Annotated in this window: 17 protein-coding genes; all 17 read left to right on the forward strand. The window is 46.7% G+C overall.

Going from position 1 to position 24,152, the window contains the following annotated elements:
• Entirely contained in the window at positions 1 to 1,332 is a 1,332-nt protein-coding gene (locus NST47_RS11515; RefSeq protein WP_341155265.1) for a UDP-glucose dehydrogenase family protein, read from the forward strand.
• 36 nt (positions 1,333 to 1,368) lie between these two features.
• A complete protein-coding gene (locus tag NST47_RS11520; protein ID WP_341155266.1) occupies positions 1,369 to 2,739 on the forward strand; it encodes a sugar phosphate nucleotidyltransferase in 1,371 nt (456 codons plus the stop codon).
• Between the two features lie 247 nt (positions 2,740 to 2,986).
• Entirely contained in the window at positions 2,987 to 4,447 is a 1,461-nt protein-coding gene (locus tag NST47_RS11525; RefSeq protein WP_341155267.1) for a glycosyl hydrolase, read from the forward strand.
• A gap of 35 nt (positions 4,448 to 4,482) precedes the next feature.
• Entirely contained in the window at positions 4,483 to 7,116 is a 2,634-nt protein-coding gene (locus tag NST47_RS11530; RefSeq protein WP_341155268.1) for a discoidin domain-containing protein, read from the forward strand.
• 171 nt (positions 7,117 to 7,287) lie between these two features.
• Positions 7,288 to 7,737 (forward strand): MarR family winged helix-turn-helix transcriptional regulator, encoded by a 450-nt coding sequence (locus NST47_RS11535; protein ID WP_341155269.1) that lies wholly within the window; start codon positions 7,288 to 7,290, stop codon positions 7,735 to 7,737.
• A 3-nt stretch (positions 7,738 to 7,740) separates the two neighbouring features.
• Complete coding sequence (locus NST47_RS11540) at positions 7,741 to 8,280, forward strand: glutathione peroxidase (protein WP_341155270.1); 540 nt, start codon at positions 7,741 to 7,743, stop codon at positions 8,278 to 8,280.
• A 44-nt stretch (positions 8,281 to 8,324) separates the two neighbouring features.
• On the forward strand, positions 8,325 to 8,483 hold the full coding sequence (locus NST47_RS11545) for a hypothetical protein (protein ID WP_341155271.1): 159 nt from the start codon (positions 8,325 to 8,327) through the stop codon (positions 8,481 to 8,483).
• A gap of 333 nt (positions 8,484 to 8,816) precedes the next feature.
• Positions 8,817 to 14,624: a glycerophosphodiester phosphodiesterase family protein gene (locus NST47_RS11550; RefSeq protein WP_341155272.1), complete on the forward strand. Its 5,808-nt coding sequence runs from the start codon at positions 8,817 to 8,819 to the stop codon at positions 14,622 to 14,624.
• 189 nt (positions 14,625 to 14,813) lie between these two features.
• Entirely contained in the window at positions 14,814 to 15,377 is a 564-nt protein-coding gene (locus NST47_RS11555) for a glycerol-3-phosphate responsive antiterminator (protein WP_341155273.1), read from the forward strand.
• Between the two features lie 229 nt (positions 15,378 to 15,606).
• Positions 15,607 to 16,407 carry an HAD-IIA family hydrolase gene (locus NST47_RS11560; protein ID WP_341155274.1) on the forward strand — a complete coding sequence of 267 codons (801 nt, stop codon included), beginning with the start codon at positions 15,607 to 15,609 and terminating at the stop codon, positions 16,405 to 16,407.
• Between the two features lie 156 nt (positions 16,408 to 16,563).
• Positions 16,564 to 17,889, forward strand: a complete 1,326-nt coding sequence (locus NST47_RS11565; RefSeq protein WP_341155275.1) for an ABC transporter substrate-binding protein — start codon at positions 16,564 to 16,566, stop codon at positions 17,887 to 17,889.
• 139 nt (positions 17,890 to 18,028) lie between these two features.
• On the forward strand, positions 18,029 to 18,871 hold the full coding sequence (locus NST47_RS11570) for a carbohydrate ABC transporter permease (protein ID WP_341159661.1): 843 nt from the start codon (positions 18,029 to 18,031) through the stop codon (positions 18,869 to 18,871).
• A gap of 52 nt (positions 18,872 to 18,923) precedes the next feature.
• Positions 18,924 to 19,736 carry a carbohydrate ABC transporter permease gene (locus NST47_RS11575; protein WP_341155276.1) on the forward strand — a complete coding sequence of 271 codons (813 nt, stop codon included), beginning with the start codon at positions 18,924 to 18,926 and terminating at the stop codon, positions 19,734 to 19,736.
• A gap of 16 nt (positions 19,737 to 19,752) precedes the next feature.
• Positions 19,753 to 20,571 carry a sugar phosphate isomerase/epimerase family protein gene (locus NST47_RS11580; protein WP_341155277.1) on the forward strand — a complete coding sequence of 273 codons (819 nt, stop codon included), beginning with the start codon at positions 19,753 to 19,755 and terminating at the stop codon, positions 20,569 to 20,571.
• Positions 20,572 to 20,654: 83 nt separating this feature from the next.
• Positions 20,655 to 21,938: a glycoside hydrolase family 18 protein gene (locus tag NST47_RS11585; protein ID WP_341155278.1), complete on the forward strand. Its 1,284-nt coding sequence runs from the start codon at positions 20,655 to 20,657 to the stop codon at positions 21,936 to 21,938.
• Positions 21,939 to 22,077: 139 nt separating this feature from the next.
• Entirely contained in the window at positions 22,078 to 22,974 is an 897-nt protein-coding gene (locus tag NST47_RS11590) for an NAD(P)-dependent oxidoreductase (RefSeq protein WP_341155279.1), read from the forward strand.
• Positions 22,975 to 23,233: 259 nt separating this feature from the next.
• On the forward strand, positions 23,234 to 24,133 hold the full coding sequence (locus tag NST47_RS11595; RefSeq protein WP_341155280.1) for an AraC family transcriptional regulator: 900 nt from the start codon (positions 23,234 to 23,236) through the stop codon (positions 24,131 to 24,133).
• Positions 24,134 to 24,152 lie beyond the last annotated feature (19 nt).

A 24,152-nucleotide genomic window follows, 5' to 3' on the forward strand; every position in this document is an offset into this window, starting at 1 on the left:
ATGGATATCGCTGTAATTGGAACCGGTTATGTCGGACTTGTTTCGGGAATATGCTTTGCAGAAATGGGCAATCACGTTACTTGTGTCGATCAGGATATCAATAAGATTGAGGCTTTGCACAATCTAGCTTCCCCCATCTACGAGCCAGGAATCGAAGCATTTATGGAGCGCAATGTCCAAGCCGAACGTTTGAAGTTCTCATCCAACTTGGTCGAGGCGGTACGGCAATCCGAGCTTATTATTATAGCGGTAGGTACTCCCTCCCTGCCAAGCGGTGAAGCCAATTTGCAGTATATTGAGCAAGCAGCAGGCGAAATAGGCAGAGCCATGAACGGCCGGAAAATCATCGCTACGAAAAGCACCGTTCCCGTTGGAACGAATGAGAAAATACGCCAGATCATAGCGGGTCAAACGGAGCAGCCATTTGATATTGTCTCCATACCGGAGTTTCTACGAGAGGGCTCGGCTATACAGGACACGCTTCATCCTGACCGGATTGTGATCGGGCTGGATAACCGGGAGTTAGAAGCAACCATGGTGGAGTTGCACAGCAGCTTCACGGACCAGATCTTCGTCACGGATATTCGCAGCGCGGAAATGATCAAATATGCTTCCAATGCATTTCTGGCAACGAAAATATCATTTATCAATGAAATATCAAATATTTGTGAAAAGGTGGGGGCTGATGTAATGGAGGTCGCTTTAGGAATGGGGAAAGATCCCAGAATTGGTCCGTCGTTCTTGAATGCCGGAATTGGCTACGGAGGATCATGCTTTCCTAAAGACACCAAAGCATTAATCCAGATTGCGGGTAATGTTAATTATGAATTCCAGCTTTTGAAGTCGGTGGTGGAAGTCAATAAGGCGCAAAGATACAAAGTGATTGAGAAGCTGAAGCAGTCGCTCGGACAACTGAATAACACCGTGATAGGGATATGGGGCTTATCTTTCAAACCGAACACGGATGACATCCGCGAAGCGCCTTCGATTGAAATTATTGAAGCCTTGATCGGCTTGGGTGCACGGCTTAAGCTCTATGATCCTGTTGCCATGGACAAATTCAAGGATAGCTTCGACCACCCTTCCATCACGTGGTGCGCTAATGCGCTGGATGCTGCAGCAAATGCGGATGCTGTGTGCTTGCTGACAGATTGGCAGGAATTCAAGGAGATTTCATTGTCACAGTTAATCTATGTGATGGAACAACCGATTCTTATTGATGGAAGAAATGTGTACAGTAAAGAGCAGATCGAAGGAGCAGGGCTTCATTATTATTCAATAGGAAGGCCTGAACCTATACCAGCTTTCCGTTCTCAGGTCCATGTCGGATAGGCTTAACTAATCATAACCATAGGGAGAGTGACATTCATGAAACTTGTTCTTCTATCTGGAGGCTCGGGTAAGCGGCTTTGGCCATTGTCCAACGATTCAAGATCCAAGCAGTTTTTGAAAATACTCGAAAATCCGAACCATGAGATGGAATCTATGGTACAGAGAGTATGGAGGCAGCTAAATAACGCAGGTTTGACAGATTCCGCTTATATAGCTACAAACCGCTCTCAAATGGATATGATGACCAGCCAGCTTGGGAACGAGGTCCCGATCATTGTCGAGCCCGAAAGGAGAGATACCTTCGCTGCTATTGCGCTCACGGCTACATACATGTATTCGATGGGCAACGTTCCGCTTAATACCGTCATAACCGTCATGCCAGTCGATCCTTATGTAGATGAAGCTTTCTTCGAAGCTATCAAGCAACTGGAGCAGGTTCTTCAAGAGACGAATGCCAACCTGGCGTTAATCGGTGTCGTTCCAAGCGTCCCTTCAGAGAAATATGGCTATATCGTGCCCTCCGAGCCTCATACTGCAGATCCTAATATACTTCAGGTCAGTCATTTCAGGGAAAAACCTGACCGTACGCAAGCCGAAGCTTTGATCCAGCGTCATGCTCTATGGAATTGCGGGGTATTTGGATTCCGTCTCGATTACTTGATTAATGTGCTGATTGAGAAAGGACTTCCCATTCAGTATGAGGAGATGCTCAAGCAGTATAAAGACCTGCCCAAAATCAGCTTTGATTACGAGGTTGTGGAAAAGGAAGACAATGTAGTCGTGCTGCCCTATAGCGGATTTTGGAAGGATCTGGGCACCTGGAATACGTTGACAGAGGAAATGAGCTGCTCCCAGATCGGGACGGGCATTATTACGGAGGACTCCATAAATACACACCTGATCAATGAGCTGGACATCCCGGTTACCGTGATCGGCATGAACGATGTGGTAGTGGCTGCAAGCCCGGACGGCATATTGGTCACTTCCAAAGCGGAAAGTCCAAGAATTAAGGAAGTTATGAATCATATTGAACAGCGGCCGATGTACGAGGAACGGAGATGGGGACGGTATCGCGTCGTTGACTACATCAAATATAAAGAAGGTAATGAAGTATTGACCAAACGCATCATGGTTTGTGCAGGTAAAAATATTAGCTACCAGCTTCACTATAAACGAAGTGAAGTATGGACCATCATTAGCGGCATTGCTGATATTGTGATCAACGATAAGCCGTTTCAAGTGAAGGCGGGTGATGTAGTCCGTATTCCGGAAGGGACCAAACACAGCATTCTGGCTATAACTGATATGGAGCTTATCGAGGTACAGACCGGTTCGGAATTGATCGAGGAGGATATCGTTCGAATTTGCATGGAATGGAAGGACATACCGCTTCATCAATTCATATGAAAGCGGATATTCGGAATGAGCAACCGCCTTTTATTCTCTTTGTGGGGGATGGAAGGCGATTGTTTATTTGACCACTAAGTATAAAATAATGAACCAGATCGGCAAGGTTATGACAATAGCCCAAATACAACCTCTTGGCATGGACAGCTTAGAATTAGGATTCACTCACCAGCAGCTCCTTTAACAAGCATAAGTTTTGCGAAAATTATACCATATGATTTTGCTGCAGCATAGCAGAAGGGTGGGTGTGGTTCAAAAAGTGATTTCTATTTTACTGTTACTTACGTTGGTTACCCCTCATTTTCCTGGTGATTCAGATATTTCGTTAGCTTTATCTGCTCCGGTAAATCCGATAGCATCAACCGAAGCAAAAGCAGTATTGCACAATCTCTATGAGATATCAGGGACGAAAATCATAAGTGGACAGCATGATTACTTGGAAAGCCCGGATGAGCTGAACAACAAGTTAAAGAAACAGACTGGCAAGAACGCGGGAATCCACGGTTATGAGCTTGGAGCCATTATGAATCAATCCCCTTCGGAGGTAGCCTCGCAAAGACAAAAGGTGGTGAACAGCGCGATCGCATGGAATAAGGCAGGTGGTCTTGTTACGATGACTTATCATGAAAGCATTCCCGATACTTGCCGCTGCTGGTCCAATGTACAGAAGGAAATGAGTCAATCTGAGTTCGATAAGTATGTGACGCCGGGAACTGAGGAATATGACAAATTGATTGCGGACCTGGATGAGGTGGCCGTATCGCTGATTAAGCTTAAGGATGCTGGGGTTCCGGTATTATGGCGTCCGTATCATGAAATGAACGGAGGATGGTTTTGGTGGGGCAAGAAGAATAACTTCTCTGCTCTATGGAATATCATGTATGACCGATACGTAAACGTGCATAAGTTGAACAATCTTCTGTGGGTATGGAGTCCAAATGCGCCTACGGAATGGGCCGATCCATATACGCTGACTTATCCTGGAGCTGACAAGGTGGATATTCTGGCTGTGGACATCTATGGTAATGATTTCCGACAGGAATATTATGACAAGATTGTTGAGCTTGCGGGAGACAAACCAGTGGCGATTGGAGAAACCGGCGAGATCCCGGACCCTGCTGTCCTTGAGAATCAGCCAAAATGGGCGTATATGATGGTTTGGGGCAAAATGCTGACCGAAAATAACACCGCAGAGCGTATCCACTCCTTTTATACCAGCTCAAGATCCATTAAGCGGGGGACGGTTCCACTTACTCTCCGAATGCCCGGCAAGGCTGTCGGTAAGAATGGTTTGGTAGCCGAATATTATGATAATAAGGACTTTACAGACCTTAAGGAAGTTCGTGAAGATCCTAATATCGACTTCAATTGGCGGCAATTGGCTCCAACTACCGCTGTACAGGCAGACACCTTCTCTGTGAGATGGACGGGCAGGCTTTGGCCCAGCTTTACGGAAACTTATTCGATATCCACCTTGAGCGATGACGGAATAAGAGTTTGGGTGAATGGGAATTTAGTTATAGACAGCTGGTTCAACCAAAGCTGGGTTGAACGATCCGGCACGATTGCACTTACCGCCGGAAAGCCCGTCGACTTTAAAGTAGAGTTTTACAATGATAAGGCAGGGGCGGCAGCCAAAGTCATGTGGTCAAGCCTGTCCCAAGCCAAAGAAATCATTCCGGAGAGTGCGTTATTTATTCCTAAATGAAGGACGCGGTTCAATAAAAGGAATGGAGACACACCATGAAAAGAAAACTGGTTTTGTTGTTTGTCTTGCCAGCAGTTCTGCTAGGCTTGTTCATTGTATCTTTAGTTTCCTGCAACCCATGCAAGGCAGCCGATCAATTAACGCGTGCTGAGCCAGCGTCAGCCTTGCTAAGCCAGGACAGCTGGATATGGCTGCTGGGGAAACAGGATGATTCCTTTAATGAATTCGGTGATTCGGATATCGGGAGTCAAAGCTACAGCTTTTCTGCCGATTCCATGAAGAGTACGGATTGGAAGAGTGTGCCGAGTGGACTTAATAAATCAGTGAATCCGTCATTTAGCATTAATTATTCGTTGGAAGCAATCCCGGAATACGGCGTACATTTACAGTTCAAAGTACTCGATGCTTACAAATCAGTCCCTCAAATGGCTGTCTTCACCAACCGCTTGTTATCGGGCATTGTTCAGATCGCTGGCGTAGGTGGTACGACAAGCGATTACCCATTCCAAAAAACATACAAGCTTTACATCCCGAAGGAGCAATTGCAGCTGGGTAACAACGTATTGGAGCTGCAGGCTGCAGGCTGCTTATATTGCTCGGCGTCGGAGAATGAATATCTTTGGTGGAAGTGGGATTATATCGGGTTAAAAGCTTTATCTACACCTGTGGAGGAACCGATTCATGGCAGCTATATCGCATCAGGTACAAGCCTCAACAATATGTCCTTTTACTACGACGAAGGGGCCGTTCGGCATCTCCCTTATGTCTTGAAATGGATGGGCATCGCTTATAGCGGTAATGTGATGCGTACCGGCTGCGCTACCGATGTGAAGAACGCTTGTTCAGCTATTGGGACTTATTACGAGACATTACGGGACTATAATACTCAAGCTGTATCGTTTCATTTGCACACAGGCAATATCAAGCTGAAAATGGATGGAACACTTCCCGATGATGCCAAGGATAAATTGTATAATTACGTAAAAAATTATGGTTCTCTTTTTCAATATTATGAGATCGATAACGAGCCTGGATTATTTAATCGTTCCAAAGCAGTAAATCTGGCCATAGCGAATTGGTTAAATGCCAATATCCCTATATTGGCACCCCACTTGAAGACCGTTGCCCCAGGCTGGGCCTATGCTCTCCCATATGAAATGAAAGCTTGCAAAAATCAATTGCCCGATGGAAAACGCCAATGCGGGGATCCTGACGGGTGGGAAAGCGATCCGTCCCAGCGCAGGGAGCTGGAAAATGTGACGAATCTAACCAATGGTCATTCCTATGGCTCCTCATTTGCGGATCGTGTGGGCGGAAGCTTTGTGGAAAATTTGAAGACGTTTGGTGGAGCCGAAGACGGTTTGCCGAAGCTGATGCTGAATACCGAATATGGTACCTCGGATACTCATATGGATGCTAAGCAATTTGGGGCGGTAGAACCGAAATCGGCGGTTTTTGACCGGATTATGCGCGCTCATATTGGTTATGCAGACATGTTCACCCATCATGCTGCCTTTTATCCCAACTACTCTTTGTTTGAAACGGGCTTTAATTTGAATAACCACAATCCTGCTACAACACGAATTTACGGGAACACTTCGGAAACAGATTCCCGGGCAGGGGTTATGAGACGGCTTAATCTGGCCTATGCGACCCATGGCAAACCGTTAGTTTACCAAATAACGAATACCAATGTCTTGTATGATAAGCTGGTATACTTCCGTGGGGTAGACACGTCTTCGCTGAGGCCTTTGCCCGGATCGCAGGGAACCTCTAACAAAATATTGCTGAACTTCGTTAATTTTGAGAAAAGCACACAGACGATAGCTGTCAAGGTGACGATGCCTGAGCAGACTATTTATGAAGGGGAAAGATTCGGGCCAGGCAGCACCTATGAGGAAGCACGGACGTATATATCGGGATTACAGGCTTCCCCTGATCTGGAGTTAAGGGAAACGCTTGGTCCGGGTGAAGCGGTTCAATATATTCTAACACGTTCTGAAGATGTTAAACCAAAACCTCCGACTTGGGTGAAGGCGGCGCCTATACAGCAGCATTCAATAGAACTCTACTGGATGGAATCGGAGGGAGCCAAGGGCTATGATATTTGGCGTAGTTCAGATTCAAGTATGAGCTACGAATTAATCGCTGCTAACGTGCAGAAAACCAGTTTCATCGACAGCAGCACTTTGGCTGGAACAACATACAAGTATCAAATAAGGTTGCCAGGCGTAAGTGGGACTTCGCAAACAGTCGAGACAGCCGCGACGGATTATGTGCCTTTGGAACGAAAGGATTGGATAGTCTCTGGCAGTTCCGGCGGGAAGCCACAAGGCGCGATTGATGATAACAGCAATACAAGGTGGGATACTAGCGCCGCGCAGACGTCGGGACAATATTATCAGGTAGATATGAAGAATCCCTTTACGATCAATCGAATAGAGCTTCAGACGGAGGGATCGCCTAACGATTACCCACGTAAATATGAAGTTTATGTGTCGAACAATGGCTTAACCTGGACAGGGCCGATCGCATCCGGTAACGGAAATAAGGTAACGGAAATAAAATTCACCCCGCAGCAGGCCAGATATGTAAAAATTGTGCAAACCGGTACGAGTGGAAATTACTGGTCCATTCATGAGCTGCAGATTTATGGTTTTGAACAATAGCTGAGAAGATGAATCCCCCATCTGGGGGATTTTTTTGCGAAAATTGTCCCAAAATTAGGATAGGAGCTACAATTTTGAATTTCAGTCTTCTTGACATTTCAATAAGAATGAGGTAAATTGATTTTATGAAATTAAATTGTATACAATTTAATTGAATGGAAAGAGATGCTTATGAACAGAGATGAAATATTGAAGCTGGATAATCAATTATGCTTTGCGGTCTATGCGTTCTCAAGGGAAATGACAAAGCTGTACAGGCCGGTGCTGGATAAGCTGGGACTTACATACACCCAATACATTGTGCTGTTGGTGCTTTGGGAGCAGGATGTCCTCACAGTTAAGGAGTTGGGCAGCCGATTGTATCTGGATTCGGGTACCCTTACGCCTTTGCTGAAGAAATTGGAGGGCATGGAATTGCTTCGACGGAACCGTGACCCTCGGGACGAGCGCAATGTCATCATCCGGCTGACGGATCGGGGGCATTCTCTTAAGGAGCAAGCACAAGAGGTGCCTGAACGCGTATTTTGCCAGATCGACATAGCTCAAGAAGAAGCTTTCACAATGAGGAAGCGTCTTACCGAGCTGCTCGAGCAAGTTCATCAACTTACACAGGAGGAATAAACTATGGGAGTTCATTCGTTTTCCGCTACCAACATTCGAGGTCAAGAAGTGCATTTGGATCAATATAAGGGCAAGGTGCTGCTCGTTGTGAATACAGCAAGTAAATGCGGATTTACACCGCAATATACCGAGCTGCAGAAGCTGCATGAAAGCTACAGTGATCGAGGACTTGTTATTCTTGGCTTTCCCTGCGATCAATTCGGCGGTCAAGAGCCTGGCACTAATGAAGAGATCGACACCTTCTGCCAAATTAATTATGGCGTTACCTTCCCGCTCTTTTACAAAATCGAGGTGCTGGGTGACAACAAGCATCCGTTGTTCGGCTATTTGACAGAAGCTCTGCCATTCAAAGGCTTTGACCTGAACGACGGAACTGGTAAAATGATGCACAATATGCTGACTAAAGCGGGTACGATTGAGGGCAACGATATCAAATGGAATTTTACCAAATTCCTTATTGATGCCGATGGTAATCCGATCCAACGTTTTGAACCCACGGTTTCGCCTGCAGACATGACCTCTGAGATTGAAGCGCTGCTGTAATTTGTTATTCATTGCTGGGACCCTTTTTTAGGAAAGGGTTCTTTGTGTTGTTTAAAATGAAGCTGCATTTCGAGATTACAGCTACTGTGTGGACGAAGTTCAAATTAATTATGCCGAAATTGGCAAATTTTGCTCAATCGCCTTCCACCGGACACGTGGTTACGATTATGCCCGGAGTGACCATTGGCACCGGCGCTGATTGAAAGAAAGGCTAAGCTGCTATCAGTTTAAGGGCTTCTGTTATGAACAGGCATTTTACAAATTCTTCACTTGCGTTTGATATTCTGATAACAAACGACTGATAAAGTAGGTATTGTAGCAAACAAACGAATAGGTAAGGGTACGAGTCGAGGAGAATACCCTTTATGCAACAAATGGAAGAGCCTTTGTTTTGGCGCGCCGCTTCCGTTTGATGGATAAAGGGTTTTTTGTGTTGTTCAAAGGAAGGAGACCGCGGACTTAACAGCAGATGATCACATGTCGATGGTTTGTAAATGAACTCATGAAAGGGTTGAAAATTTATGAAAAGGTACTCGATGAAAAAGCATGCCAAATATGTAGTTGTAATCATGATAATAAGTTTAATAAGCGGTATGTTTCAAGTCCCTATGCTTCCATCCGAGGTTCATGCTGCGGATACAGGGAGAAAATCGCTGGATGTGAAGAAGACGTTAACAGCACCGGTAATTGATGGGAAGCTGGATGATTCCGTCTGGAAAATTGATCAGCCACTGAATGCACGTGTAGGCGAAGGCACCTTTAAAGACAGCAAATTCGGCTTACTGTGGGATAACAAATATTTATATATGGGTATTCAGACGGATGACGACACGCTCACGAGTGGTGGAACGGGGGATTGGTTTGAACAGGACAATATTAATGTATTCCTGGATCCCAAGCTTCATCAATCCACACCTTATGTGGCCGATGATATGCAGCTGGGTTTTGTATATAAACCGAATACGACGGTACCGGAATTTCATTATGGTGCTGCAGCTAATGGTCAGGCAGCCAAGGATGATAAGAAAATATTGAGAGCCATCAATAAAACCGCTACAGGTTGGTCTCTTGAAGTCGCATTGCCGTGGGATATGATCAATTTTGACCCGGTGTTAAAAAAACAATTGGGTTTAGAAATTGGCGCTACAGACCGATATGATACGGACCATGCCAAGAATAGAACCAGCTTCTGGAGTGCCTATAACTCGTTTTCCTTCTGGAATGATACGTCCGGATTTGGAAACATTACGCTTGTGGACAGCAGTCCGGTTTCAGGCAGCCTGAACAATGTAATCCTTCAGGAAAATTTCGACAATTATGCTACAGGTCAAATTCCAGATGGATGGATTTCGGATATTAATGCCGGTAGCCCCCCATTCTCCGTAGTGAAAGATACATATGGCAATGGAAGAATGGCATTTAATGGTAACTCGTCAGGCACGCAAAGCCGCATTCTTGCGCCGGTTCAATGGGACAATTATGTGATTGAAGCGGATGTTCGATTTGATGCATGGTTGAATACAGGCAGATGGGGTTCCATCATGTTCCGGGCACCCTCCACCGGCAAACCTCCTTATTCGCAAATGGCTATTAAGCCAAATGGTATTATTGAGGTTGCTTACAGAAAGGCTGATGGCAACTGGGTCTCCCCTATAACCATTACCGGATCAGCACTGGCACTGAACAAAGATTATACGATGAAAGTAAGAGTCTTCGATAATCATGTTCAGGATTATTTTAAAGATAAGAGTGCGCCTGCTTTTGATCTCAAAGGGGACAAGTTCTTGACACCGGATGTGCTGCCAGAAAGAGGGTCAATAGGTTTCCAAGGCGATCAGAGTATCGTATCCTTCGATAATCTGAAAGTGACCCGTATAACGGCTGATCGGCTCGATATGACAATGCCTGGCACACTTGAGGCCCTGACAGGAGGGGCTAGCGTAACAGCCAGTGTGTATTATTCGGATGGCGTGACAGATTCTCCTTCCGATGGACGGGTGAAGCTGTATTCATTGGATGAAAGCATTATTAGAATTATTGACAATAAGATCTATCCTATCAAGCCGGGTAAAGCAATGGTTAAAGCTGTTTATTATAACCAGGAAGTATCTAAAGAAATTACGGTTACACCGTCTCTGACAGGGATTCAGGCGACATCCATCAAACATGATGACGGTTATATTTTGGCTACTGCTGGTCAGGATGTGCTGCTGAATTCGGTTATATTTAAAGCGGAATTTAATGACTTTTCATCGGGAACTATCAAGGGCGATGAACTAACCTGGACTCCCAGCAGTCCTGACGTTGTTGTAGCGAATGGCAAAATAACGGCGCAAACAAAAGGTGTCTATACGCTTAGTGCAGCAGCAAGTGGCGCTACAGCGAATATGGCTCTAGTCGTTAAAAACGCTGGTGATACTGAATATACACTATACGAAGAGAATTTTGATAACGCCGCAGAAGGCTCTTTGCCTCAAGGATGGACGAGAAAAGAGGGGACTACAGTCAGTGCGGCTGTGGTGAAATCCGGTGCCTTTGAGCTGAATGCGAGTGCTGCTCCCGATAATCCTTCCCGAGTGCTGCTTCCCGATTACCTGGGGTTGTTCGGTAATTACAGGATTGAAGCTGATGTTACGCATTTGGCTGCAAATGATGCGGCCAGATGGCACTCGATCATGTACAGAATACAAAACAATGATTATCCCTACTACCAAATGGCTGTTAGGAAGGATGCAACTGCATCCAATGGGATTGAATTTGCCGAGCGAACAACTGCCAATGCATGGAACGTAATGGAGACAGGATCGAATACGGAAGCTATTGATGCAGCCAAAACTTATCATTATACAGTCAAGACCCATGGAAGTCGGGTACAGCAATTGATTAATGACCGGGTAATGATAGACACCAACGCTGCAACGGCGTACACGAAAGGAAGAATTGGGCTTCAGTCCAACGGAAGTAAAATGAAGGTGGATAATATTCGAATCACTTTGCAGCAGGAGGCGCTGCCACCGATGCCGAGTGATCGATTCGTTCAGGTTACAGAACCGGAAAGCCGGATTTCCATGGCCCCGTCTGTGATCACCGAGCTGAAGACGATGAAGGATTTGACAGCATTAACCGGACCTGTTCTGCCTGCGACTGTAATGGTCCATGTGAACAGTGATTTAAAGGCTACAGATCCAACAGGCCAGACGGAAATTGCAACTCTTGACGTTATTTTGGACGCAATCGGAAACCGGATGATTCCTGCTTTCTACGTCAAGGATGAGCAGACTGTGGATAAGCTGATGGATGCTCTGAAGAACAAGGGTATGGAAGATGCTTTTGTCATCTCTGACAAGGGGGATTTGGTTAAGAGGGCAAGAACGGCCTATCCAATGATCCGTGGTATTGTAGATTTCAGTAATATTAGAGATGTAACGCAAGAGGGCTTGTTGGACATTCGTAGACAAACCACACGCAGCCTGGCCAAGATCGCACTGCTGCCACAGAGTGCAGCCTCCATGGACAATGTTGCATACCTTCAGCAGCGGCTGATCGTAGTATGGTCGAAGGAAACGGCTGGAGCGATTGGTCACAGCCTGTCGATGCACAGCTTGATTACCGCCGGAGTGAACGGAATCGTCACGGATTCGCCAAATGAAGCTTTCACGGCCTTTCAACTGTATTCGAATAATACAACATTGATCCGTAAGCCTTATATTATCGGTCATAGAGGCATGCCGACGAGCGCTCCCGAGAACACGATCGAAAGTGACAAGCTTGGGTTGGATAACGGAGCAGACTTTATTGAAAATGATATTTATGTAACCAAGGACAATCGTCTAGTCATTATTCATGATGCTGAATTGTCGCATACAACGGATGGTGCAGGAAATGTTGAGGACTTTACACTGGAGCAATTAAAGAAACTGAATGCCAATAAGCCGTTCCCAACAGGCTTTCCGTATGTTCAAATTCCGACACTGGATGAGCAGATTGAACTGGCTGCAAGCAGAGGGAAAATGGTTATGGCTGAAATCAAGACGAGCACGCCAGCTGCTGTTGATGCCTACGTCAAGCTGCTTAAAGAGATGAACGCAGAGGGTCTTGTCGACTCGATGTCCTTTAGCTCGAATCAATTAAAGCTGCTGGCTGATCAGATGCCGGAGATGCCTTCGGGCTTGCTGGTAAACAACATCAGCTCTAATGAGACGAACGCCAATAAATCACTGCGTGATGCGCTAAGAACGGTTCAAGGTCTTAATGCCACGTTCAACGTAGGCTATTATGGGATCGGCAAGAACTTTCTGGAGGCAACCAAGCACCGTGGATTAATCGTATCGCCGTGGACCATTAATAACCAGGATGATCTTAAAAACTTGTTCGCACTAGGAGCCTACGGGTTGACGACCGATTATGCGCTATGGGCTGCGAATTGGGCGGCTTCGGTTAAACCGGAGAAAGACAACTATGTCATGCTGAAGGATGAAGACTTGTCCTTACATGCAACCGTCGAAACCTACAAAGGCACCAAATCGACCGTAACACCGGAAATCGTGCTGCTGGACGGTCAAGATTTCATTGGGGTGGATCAAGGCAAGATAACAGCCAAAAAGTCAGGAACCGCACATGTGCTGCTCAGATATACAGCCGCCATGGACGCCAGCCGGAAATATGATTTGTATACGAAACCGATCTCTATTGAGGTCAAAGGGCAGGAGCCGGAGAACCCAGGAGGTAATCCAGGAGAAAACCCAGGAGAAAATCCGGGCGGTAATCCAGGAGAGAATCCAGGTGGTAACCCAGGAGAAAACCCAGGTGGTGGTAACCCTGATCCTGAGCCAGTAACCTATACACTCAGTGTGAATCCGAAGCAATATACGATTATTGTGGGCAGAGAACAGAACATCGACAATGTTACCTATTTGTCTGCAAAGGATAGCCAAATTGTAACTCCTTATGCAGCCTATACACCTCGTGACAATACCATTGTATCTGTAGAGAACGGTAAGATGCGGGCGCTCATAACCGGTTCTACAGTGATTGATGTTGTTTACCGTAACACGACCGCTTCCATTGACGTTACGGTAGTGCTCAAACCGTCCAATTCGAGTTCAGGCGGCTCCACATCATCCCCGGATACATCCGATACATCCGGAACAGGCAATAACGGTGATGGCAAACAGTCCGTGAAGCTTGAAGCCGTCGATGGCAAGCTGGATGCGGGTCAACTCAGAAATGCATTTGCTGCTGGAACCAGAGTTGAGGTGCATATGACAGGCGAGAAGCTGGAGCTCAGTGCGGCCGGGCTGTTGGATGCATCACAAATAAACGGAAGCACGCTGGTCATTACAGGCGATAGCAATGCTGCTTATTATTTGCCAGTATCCACTTTAAATCTAACGGGATTGGCACAGCAGCTGGGTGTAAGTGTGAATGACCTGACGATCCAGGTGACGATCAAGAAGCTTGACGACAGCATGGCGGCAGCAGTTGCAGCAGCTGTGGTGAAAGCAGGCGGACAACAAGTCTCTACTGCTGTAGATTTTGATGTTCAGGCAGTCAATAAGAGTGGCCAATCACTTCCTATATCCTTTGGCTCCACCTATGTGGCTCGCGAGCTAAAGCTTGGCAAGGAAGTCGATTTCAAAAAAGCGACGGGTGTACAGTTTATCCCGGAAACCAAAATGCTCCGGTTCGTTCCGACCGTTTTCGAAACGAAGGATGGTCAGACAACAGCTACACTTAAACGAAATGGCAACAGTATGTATACCGTAATGGAGAATAACAAAAGCTTCACCGATCTGGCCAACCATTGGGCAAAAGCGGACGTGGAATTGCTGGCCAACAAGCTGGTGGTTGATGGGGTTAGCGATAGCCGTTTCGAGGGTGATCGCAATATCTCTCGCTCGGAATTTGCGGCACTGCTTGTTCGTGCCTTGGGTATAAGCCCAACTGCTGCGAAGAGCGATTTCCGCGATGTAGCCTCCGATGCCTGGTATGCTCCTGAGGTGGCTGCGGCGGCGAAAGTAGGTCTGATCAGCGGCTACGAGGATGGTACATTCCGTCCTGATAAGGAAATTACACGTGAGGAGCAGGCTGCTATGGTCGTCCGTGCCATGTCCTTCGTAAGCGTGGATACGGCGATTTCGGCAGCACAGCAAAGCGAAACCTTGGCGCCATTCAAGGATGCCAATAAGATCGTTTGGGCTAAATCCGAGGTAGCTACCGCTGTTCATGCGGGTCTGATGAATGGAATGACACCCGACACGCTCGATTTGGCAAGCTACGCAACACGTGCCCAATCCGCTGTTATATTGAAACGTTTCTTAAGCAAAGTCAATTTTATTAACTAGGTTTGATCAGCTTCGTTTCATGAGTTGGTTTGGGTGAGCGAAGCTGTATGAACAAAATGGTTGAATATAAAGTTTGCTTGGGCTGGACATAACAGTCCAAGTAAACTTTTTGTTGATTCAAGTTAATATTGCGCAAACAATAGTCTGTTAAATTGGAGTAGGCTTAAGAGATGGAAAGGATGTTGGCTAATGAGTATTATTGAACATGATTATTGGGGCCCCAAAAGGATCATACCAGCAGTACGCAAGGTGGAGGATTTGCAGGCGGCCTGCCGTAGTGACAGTCCGGTTGTTTTCCTGCTGATCGGCGATCTGCTGACCGTGGAGGATTATATTAAACAAGTGCAACAAGCCGGTAAGAAGATTTTCCTCCATGTCGATTTTATTACGGGATTGGGTGGCGATCCGATTGTAATGAAGTTTGTAGCCGAGCGATTGCGGCCGACTGGCATCATATCCACGAAGAGCCATTTTGTAAAGCATGCCAAAAAAAATGGGCTGATGGCGATCCAACGGATTTTTTTGATCGACACGTCGGCTTTGGAGCATGGCATCCACAACATTGAGCAGAGTGGGCCTGATGCTGTTGAAATTATGCCTGGATTGATACCTCGTGTGATTACCAAACTATGTGATACGATTTCAATACCTATTATTGCAGGTGGATTAATCCATGATCACAGTGAGATCACAATGGCTTTACAGGCTGGGGCCAGCGCCGTATCGATGGGCAGTAAGCGGCTTTGGACCTGATGATGCCATAGGTTTACAAAACCTTAACTTCCGCTTGATGCTCCGATAACACAAGCTTGGTAAAGTAAGAGATGTAATAACTAATCGAATATACAAGGGTACGAGCCGAAGAGAAAACCCTTTTATGCAGCAAGTGGAACCGCCTTTATTGGGGCGCGCCGATTCCGTTTGATGGATAGAGGGTTTTTTGTGTTGTTCCAAGAAAGGAGATGCTCGAAGATTGCCGGATATGATGGATTTGGATGGTTACTTTTTTGATTTGGATGGAACGATTTTACTAGGGGAACAGCTGCTCCCGGGTGTCTCGGAAACTTTGGCCGTGTTAAGGCAAACAGGAAAGAGGATTTTGTTCTTGAGCAATACTACGACACGAACCCGTATGGATTGCGTGAATCGGCTGCGCAAGCTTGGCCTTGAGGCGCACCTGGAGGAAATCGTGACGGCCGCTTTTACGGCAGCTATATATCTGCGTGAAGGCATGCAGGAGCCGCTGGTATTTGCAGTCGGGGAGCCGGCATTGTTCAGCGAGCTGGATGAGCAGGGGGTCAAGCATACGATGGACCCGCTTGCCGCTACACATGTGCTTGTAGGTATGGATATGCATTTTGATTACGACAAGCTTCATCAAGCCATGACGGCTGTACGCAATGGAGCTGCCCTGATCGCTGCGAACCCGGATCCGAATTGTCCGGTTGTCGGAGACGTCATCCCGGATACGTGGTCGATGGTGAAGGCCATAGAAGCGGCAAGCTGTATAGCACCTCATGCCGTTATCGGCAAGCCATCCGAGCATTATGCAGCTAAAGTGCAGGAATGGAGCGGTCTAAGCGCTGATCGTTGTCTGATGATAGGTGACCGGCTGGAGACGGATATTTTATTCGGGTCGAATCATGGTTTTTACACGGCGCTTGTATTGACGGGGGTCACGGCAAAGAGTGATATCGCACACTCTCCGATTCAACCTGATTACGTATGGGACTCGTTGGATGACTTACTATCGATCCTGCACATGCATAATGAACAGACGTAAGCAGTCCATTTCAGCAAACACGTAGCATGAGAGTTTACACCTGCTTCACACAGCTGTAATCATGGGATCACAATGATTTGTTACAGTGAATGTGGAAGCGGCGGAAGTACGCAGTTCTTTACAAATAAGATCATAGGAAAAAGGAGAGATTTACTTATGCGTTCCCTCACAACAAAAATGATAGGTCTTACTTTATGCGTCTCCATGCTGGCCGCCTGCGCCAAAACGACGACCGAGCCATCTGCCGCAGCACCTGCAGGGGCACCAACCGATACGAAAGCAGAGAAGGTCGAACTGAGCTTCTATTACCCGATTGCGGTAGGCGGTCCTCTGACTGCGACGATTGAAAGCATGGCTCAGGAGTTTACCAAGCTTAATCCAAACATCACCGTTAAGCCGGTATATACAGGCAGCTATGCGGACACTGCAGTCAAAACTCAAGCCGGCGTACAGAGCAAAAATCCACCCGATGTGGCCGTGCTTCAGTCTACCGAGCTGTTCAGTCTGCTGGACATGAACGCGATCGTTCCGTTGGATGATTTCATTGCCAAAGAAGGCGGCGATAAATATTTGTCCGATTTCTATCCGGCATTTATGTCGAACTCGCAAACCGGCGGGAAAACATACAGCATTCCGTTTCAACGCAGCACCATAGTACTTTATTACAACAAGGATCTGTTTAAAGCGGCAGGACTTGATCCAGAAAAGGCTCCGCAAACCTGGGACGAGATGAAGGATTATGCGAGCAAGCTAACCAAAAACGGCGTATGGGGCCTGGAAATTCCGGTGACGGGATATGCTTACTGGATGATGCAAACCTTTGCGCTGCAAAATGGTAAAAATTTGATGTCCGAAGACGGCAAAAAAGTCATGTTTAATACGCCTGAGAACGTGCAAGGACTGCAATATTGGAGCGATTTGGCGAAGAAAGACAAAGTAATGCCGGAAGGCGTCACCGAATGGGGAACTGTACCTTCTGACTTCCTGGAAGGCAAAACAGCGATGATGTACCATACAACTGGCAACTTGTCCAACGTGAAGAAAAATGCCAAATTCAATTTTGGTGTAAGCTTCCTGCCTAAAAACAAAAACTTCGGAAGTCCAACGGGCGGCGGAAACTTCTACATCTTCAAGGATATCGATAAGAAAAAGCAGGAAGCAGCCTGGAAATTCGTGAAATTCATGACTGAAACAGAGCTTGCTGCACAATGGAGCATCGATACCGGTTATGTCGCTGTTAAAAAATCGGCCTACGATACAGAACGAATGAAGAAATATGCGGCAGAATTCCCGGCTGCTCTAATTGCCCGTGATCAGCTGCAATATGCTGCTGCCGAGTTATCCACACATAACAACGGCAAGGTTATGAAAGCATTAAACGATCCGATTCAGGCCGTACTGACTGGCAGTATGGCACCTGCTGAAGCTTTGCAAAAGGCACAGGAGGAAGCGGATAAGGCGCTTGCACCTTTTAATAAGTAATTGTTGAAAACGGGGAGGCGCTGCTGCGGCACTGAGCAGGACGCACAGCAGACTGCTTCCCCTTATATTAATGCGAGGAGGCCCCCAATTGGGCAGCAAAAAATCAGTCTTAAGCTGGAAAACCAATGCGTTTGCCTGGATGCTTCTAGCGCCATCGCTTGTCTTTTTGTTTCTATTTACGTTCTACCCGATTGCCAAAACGATTCGACTCAGTTTTTACCAGGCTGATTTGGCGACACCGGTACCTATTTTCAACGGTTTGGATAATTATAGGCATTTGCTGGACGATATGGTTTTTTGGCAGGTCATGTCCAACAATATGTGGTTTGCGATTGGCACGGTACCAACCTCGATTCTGTTAGCGATCCTTATGGCGGTATTTACCAATAAAGTAATGCGGGGCACAAGCCTGGCACGGACAGCCTTTTTTTATCCGACGTTAATTCCGATGATTGCTGTAGCCAATATTTGGTTGTTTATTTACACCCCGCAGTACGGACTGCTCAGCAGGGTGATGAAAGGCTTTTTGCAAACCGATGTGAACTGGCTGGGATCACCGCAGTATGTGATGTGGGCCATGGTGATTATGGTAATTTGGAAGGAAGCCGGATATTTTATGATTTTTTATTTAGCCGGTTTGCAAAATATTTCTCCGGATCTGTATGAAGCTGCACAGATGGATGGCGTGGGACGCTGGACGGTATTTCGTAAAATCACCTTTCCGCTGCTCATGCCAACAACATTATTCGTTTCCATTGTGGCCTTGACCAACTCGTTTAAGCTGGTGGACCACCTGCTGATTATGACCAAGGGAGGACCAAACAACGCCAGTAATTTGCTGCTCTATTATATTTACGAATCTGCGTTCAGCTTCTGGGATCAGGGAATGGCTTCAACCTTGACGGTTGTCATGATTGGGGTTCTTCTATTGTTTGCAGCGTTAAATTTCCTTGGATTGGACAAAAAAATTCATTATCATTAATGCCTCCTCAAGGCCCAAGTAAGCTCCCGTAAGGGGGAGAAAGGCGATCCCTATGCTGCTTAAAAAATTGAATATAAGCCAATGGCTCTTATATATAGGTGCTGCCTTCTGGCTGGTGCCGCTGCTTTGGATGACAGTAACTGCATTCCGCCCCAAGCAGATTGCTTTGTCACCTTCGTTTTCACTGGAGTTCACACTTGATAATTTTGCCCGGGTCTGGTCGGCAGCGCCATTTGCACAATACTATTTGAATACGATCCTGATCGTGGTGGGCGTATTCCTCGTTCAGATGATTACGGCTTCGATGGCCGCCTTCGCCTTTGCAAGAGTGGAGTTTCGCGCCAAAAATATCGTATTTCTGCTATTCCTTATCCAAATTATGGTGCCTGCTGATGTATTGATTTTCCCGAATTACAGCGTGCTCAAGGAATTGTCACTGCTCGATACCAAGCTCGGTGTGATGCTGCCGTATTTTGCATCGGCTTTTGGCATCTTTCTGCTGCGGCAGATGTTCAAGACGATCCCTCCAGAGCTCGATGAGGCTGCAGTAATGGAAGGCTACTCGAAATGGCAGATTTTGTGGAAAATCTATTTCCCGCTTTCCCGTCCCACTTATGTGGCCTTTGGGCTCGTATCCGTCAGCTATCATTGGAACAATTTCCTATGGCCTTTGATTGTTACCAACTCCGTAGAGAACCGTCCCTTGACGGTAGGTCTGGCTATATTCGCACAGTCGTTCGAAATAGGTGCTCAATGGACTGAAGTCAGCGCTGCTACGCTGCTTGTCATCGCACCACTGATGATCGGATTCCTGTTGTTTCAACGTCAGTTTATGAACAGCTTCATTCATTCAGGAATGAAGTAATAACCAAGAAAGGATGATGAATATGCGGAAAGGCAATGAATGCTTGATCTCGACGTATGCTTTGGCAGATATTTCCTTGGATGAGGCGGTTAATCATTTAATAAATGAAGGCTGTAAAGCGATAGAAATCATGTGCGAAGGGCGTCATGGTGAATTGCTGGATTGGCCGCAGGAACGACTGAATGAGCTGAAACAGCTTGGAGATGAGAATCAAATCATCTGGACGATTCATGCTCCCATAGCGAATCTGAATCTGGCAGCAGAGGAAGAGGAGTTGATTCAGTCTAACACGGAGCTGCTGCTTCGGACCTTGCAGATTGCGGAGCTGCTGGAATGTGCTTATGTGGTGCTTCACCCCGGCGAGCTGAGCAGGGACAAGGTGGATCAGGATAGCGCGAGTCATGAAGCAGCGCTGAGGATAGCTGCCTTTTTGCAGGAGATTGTGAACGAAACCGAAGGGTCACAAGTTATCCTTGCTTTGGAAAATGTGCCTCCTTATCCCGGATTGCTGGGAACAGATAGCGTGTTTTTGAAAAAAGTGATTCATCTCGTACAATCCCGACGTGTAAAAATTGTTTATGATGTGGGTCATATGCATTTGATGGGTGAAGGGCGATGTGAACAGTCGTTTCAAAGCCTGCTGCCGTTTATAACGAGTATTCATCTTAGTGATAATCTGGGGCAGCATGACGATCATCTGCGGCTGGGAGCAGGAACCGTTCCTCTGAAATCGGTGCTTGCCATGGCCAACGAATACGGTTATTCAGGTGCCTGGGTGCTGGAAATGAGCAATATGAACGATATCCGATTATCTCAGGAGTGGCTGGGTCACTAACGCTAAACATTTTTTTACTAAACGAACAATTATTCGAGGTAATTGAATATATGTTTAATAAGGAATGTTTAAGGGGGGACGTCATGCAGATCCAAGTTGTGCGACCAGGCCAGACGCTCTATCAGCTTTCACAAGCTTATGGTGTAAGTATTCAAAGCATTGCAGATGCAAATGAGCTATCACCGGATAAATCGTTGGTCGTGGGACAGGCATTAGTAATCCCGATCACGGGTCAATACTATTGGGTAGAGAGCGGGGACAGCCTGTATACGATTGCCCATAAATTCAGGATATCACCGCAGCAGCTGGCATCGGTCAACGGTTTAGCACCAAACCAGCCGCTCAACGTGGGTCTCAGGTTATATATTCCACCAAGGCCGCGCAGAAATATCGAGGTTAATGCTTATATCGAGCCTCGAGGTGATACGGTCTCACCTGCACTGCTCCAGGCAGCCCGGCAAGCGTCCCCCCATCTTACCTATCTTGCTCCTTTTAGCTTCCGCATCCAACGCGACGGTACTTTGCAGGCTCCTCCTCTTGGTGGCCTCCAGACCATAGCCAGTAATAACAACGTGACGCTCATGATGGTTATAACTAATCTGGAGCAACAATTCAGCGCAGAGCTTGGAGCAGCCCTATTAAATGACGAGCAGCTGCAGGATACCTTATTGGATACGATTATTCAAACAGCCAAGCGACTTGATTTCAGGGATATTCACTTTGATATTGAGCATTTGCGTCCACAGGACAGAGAAGCCTACAATCGTTTCTTACGTAAAGCAGCGGACATCATCCATAATGAGGGGTTTTTGATGTCAACGGCACTCGTGCCCAAGACCAGCGCAGCGCAAGTAGGTGCGTGGTACACGGCACATGATTATCGTGCCCATGGTGAGATTGCCGACTTTGTCATCATTATGACCTATGAATGGGGGTACAGCGGCGGGCCTGCTATGCCCGTATCCCCGATAGGTCCGGTTCGACAAGTATTGGAATATGCGCTGACGGAAATTCCCGCCTCCAAGATCATGATGGGACAAAACCTCTACGGATACGACTGGACCTTGCCCTTTGTGGCCGGAGGAGCGTATGCCAGAGCTTTAAGCCCTCAGGAGGCTATTAATTTGGCTCGTGAGCGGCAGGCTGCGATTCAATACGATTACGTGGCGCAGGCTCCACATTTTACCTACTGGGACGATAATGGTAAAACCCACATCGTTTGGTTTGAGGACGCAAGATCGATTCAAGCCAAATTTGATTTATTAAAGGAATTGAACCTTCGGGGGATCAGCTATTGGAAGCTCGGATTAAGCTTTCCTCAGAACTGGCTGCTTATCGAGGATAACTTCAATGTCATCAAAAAATAACAAGTCCGATAGATCACCCGCTTCTTTTCGATGAATTTCCGTATAATAGCTAGTATGAGGCCTGCGTGATTGCAGGCTTTTTTCATTTGATTAGGTTATAATAGGAGAGGTATCATCATTCCATTTAGGAGGTAATCAAGTGAATATTGCTTTTGTTGGTTTGGGGACTATGGGGCGGCACATGGCAGTCAACTTATTAAAGGCTGGATATAAATTAAGCGTTTACAATAGAGATCGGCGCAAGACTGAGGGTCTTGGCCCTTCCGTCCGTGTTGTAGACTCTCCCGGCGAAGCTGCCCAAGGAGCAGACATTGTGATCACGATGATCTCAGATGACCGTGCTGTCAAGGAAGTTTATTTGGGTGAAAACGGGATTGTCCCTGCCTTACAGCGGCAGCCAGGTGCCAGAACGCTTATCGATTGCAGTACAATCTCGCCGGATACAAGCCTGGAGCTGGCTGCTCACTTATCAGCTGTTGGCGTACAGATGCTGGATGCACCAGTTACTGGCAGCGAGCCTCAAGCAAAAGAAGCACAGTTGACTTTTATCGTTGGTGGAGACCGAGAATTATTCGAGAGCTGCCTGCCTTTATTTAATGCGATGGGGAAAAAAGCGGTACATATGGGAGCGCAGGGTACAGGCTCGCAAACGAAGCTTGCCAATAACGCTCTGGTTGCTATTACACTGGCTGGACTTTCCGAGAGTATCTCGCTTGTTCGTCAAGCGGGCATTGACCCCGCCTTATTTCTTGAGGTAGTAGCGGGTGGCGGAGCGCGCAGCGGCATGGCGGAGATGAAAGGACCCAAAATGCTGAGCGGTGACTTTTCACCGCAATTCATGACTCGGCTAATGCTGAAGGATTTGAAGCTGGCCCGCGGATTGGCGGAATCGTTCGAGCTTCCGGTGCCTGCATTATCAGCTGTCAAGGAGCTGTTTCAGGTTGCTTGCAACGATGGATATGGCGATGAAGATATGAGTGCGATTGTCAAATGCTATGAAGACTGGGGCAAAGCCGGAGCCAGTCATCGTAGCTAGCCAGCATCATTGCCAGTCTCACAAGTACAGGCTCCCCTGATGTCTTCGAATCATATCCTACTAAAGATCAGCTGGTTATCCAAGCTGATCTTTTTTCATTCTGGATAACCCTTCACTCACCCTAAGCCTACAGGTGTAATTTTACGGATACGGATTTGATGGGTTGTCGTGTATGATCAACAGCTTTATACTAAGGATAATCATGGGAATGTCCTGCTGTCAGGAAATCATTTATTAGAACAGGTGGAAAAAAACGACTATGTATTATTGGAAAGCACAGATCGAAAAGCCGATTGAATTCATATCTGCAGGGCACTTTACCGCTGGTTATCCGTGGATTCACGGTAAACGTTCGATAAACAGCTTTGAGATTATCCTTGGGCTGCGCGACACTGCCTATATTCAGCAGGAGGATGAACAGTTTGAGGTGACTCCAGGCAATGTACTGCTGCTCTTGCCGGAGCAGACCCATTGGGGTTATGCGTATTCGGACCCGCAGGTTTCTTTTTATTGGCTGCATTTTCAATGTCCTGAGAGCAGCATGGAGTTCATCGACGAGAAGCAGGCCGAGGCCGAGCTTGGACGGTACAAGCATAATCCTTATTTGGATCAAGGCATGCCATTTGTCCTGCTGCCGGCGTTTTTTAAACCACCCGAGGTGGACAAAGCAGGGATTTTGTTTCGTCAGCTGCTGCACATTGTGGAATCACGCTATTACACCCGGCAGGGGGCCGACTACATGCTGACTTCTTTATTAATTGAGCTGACGCAGCAGTCGATGGCCGCTTATGCAAGCCCTCAAGGGGGAATGACTTCGAGGCACCAGAGGATGAAGAGTGTGCTGGAGTGGATTCGCATCCATGCTGTCAAGCCTATATCGGTTGATGATGCTGCACGTGAATTCAATTACAACCCCGATTACTTGACCCGTTTATTTAAAAAGGAAATGGGCATGAGCATGCAGGAATATATCCAAAAGGTCAAAATCGACCGTGCAAAGGAAGAACTGGGCCGCACCGATCTTTCGATTAAAGAAATCGCCCATCGGTTGGGATTTGAGGATGAAAAATATTTTATGAAAGTGTTCCGCAAGCATCAGCAGATGACGCCTACTGAATTCCGACGTGCTTTTTACCGGACACATTTGAATAACAAGTAGATCGTCAAAATACCGTAAA

Origin of the sequence: Paenibacillus sp. FSL H8-0034, assembly GCF_038000305.1 — a bacterium.
GTDB lineage: Bacteria > Bacillota > Bacilli > Paenibacillales > NBRC-103111 > Paenibacillus_S.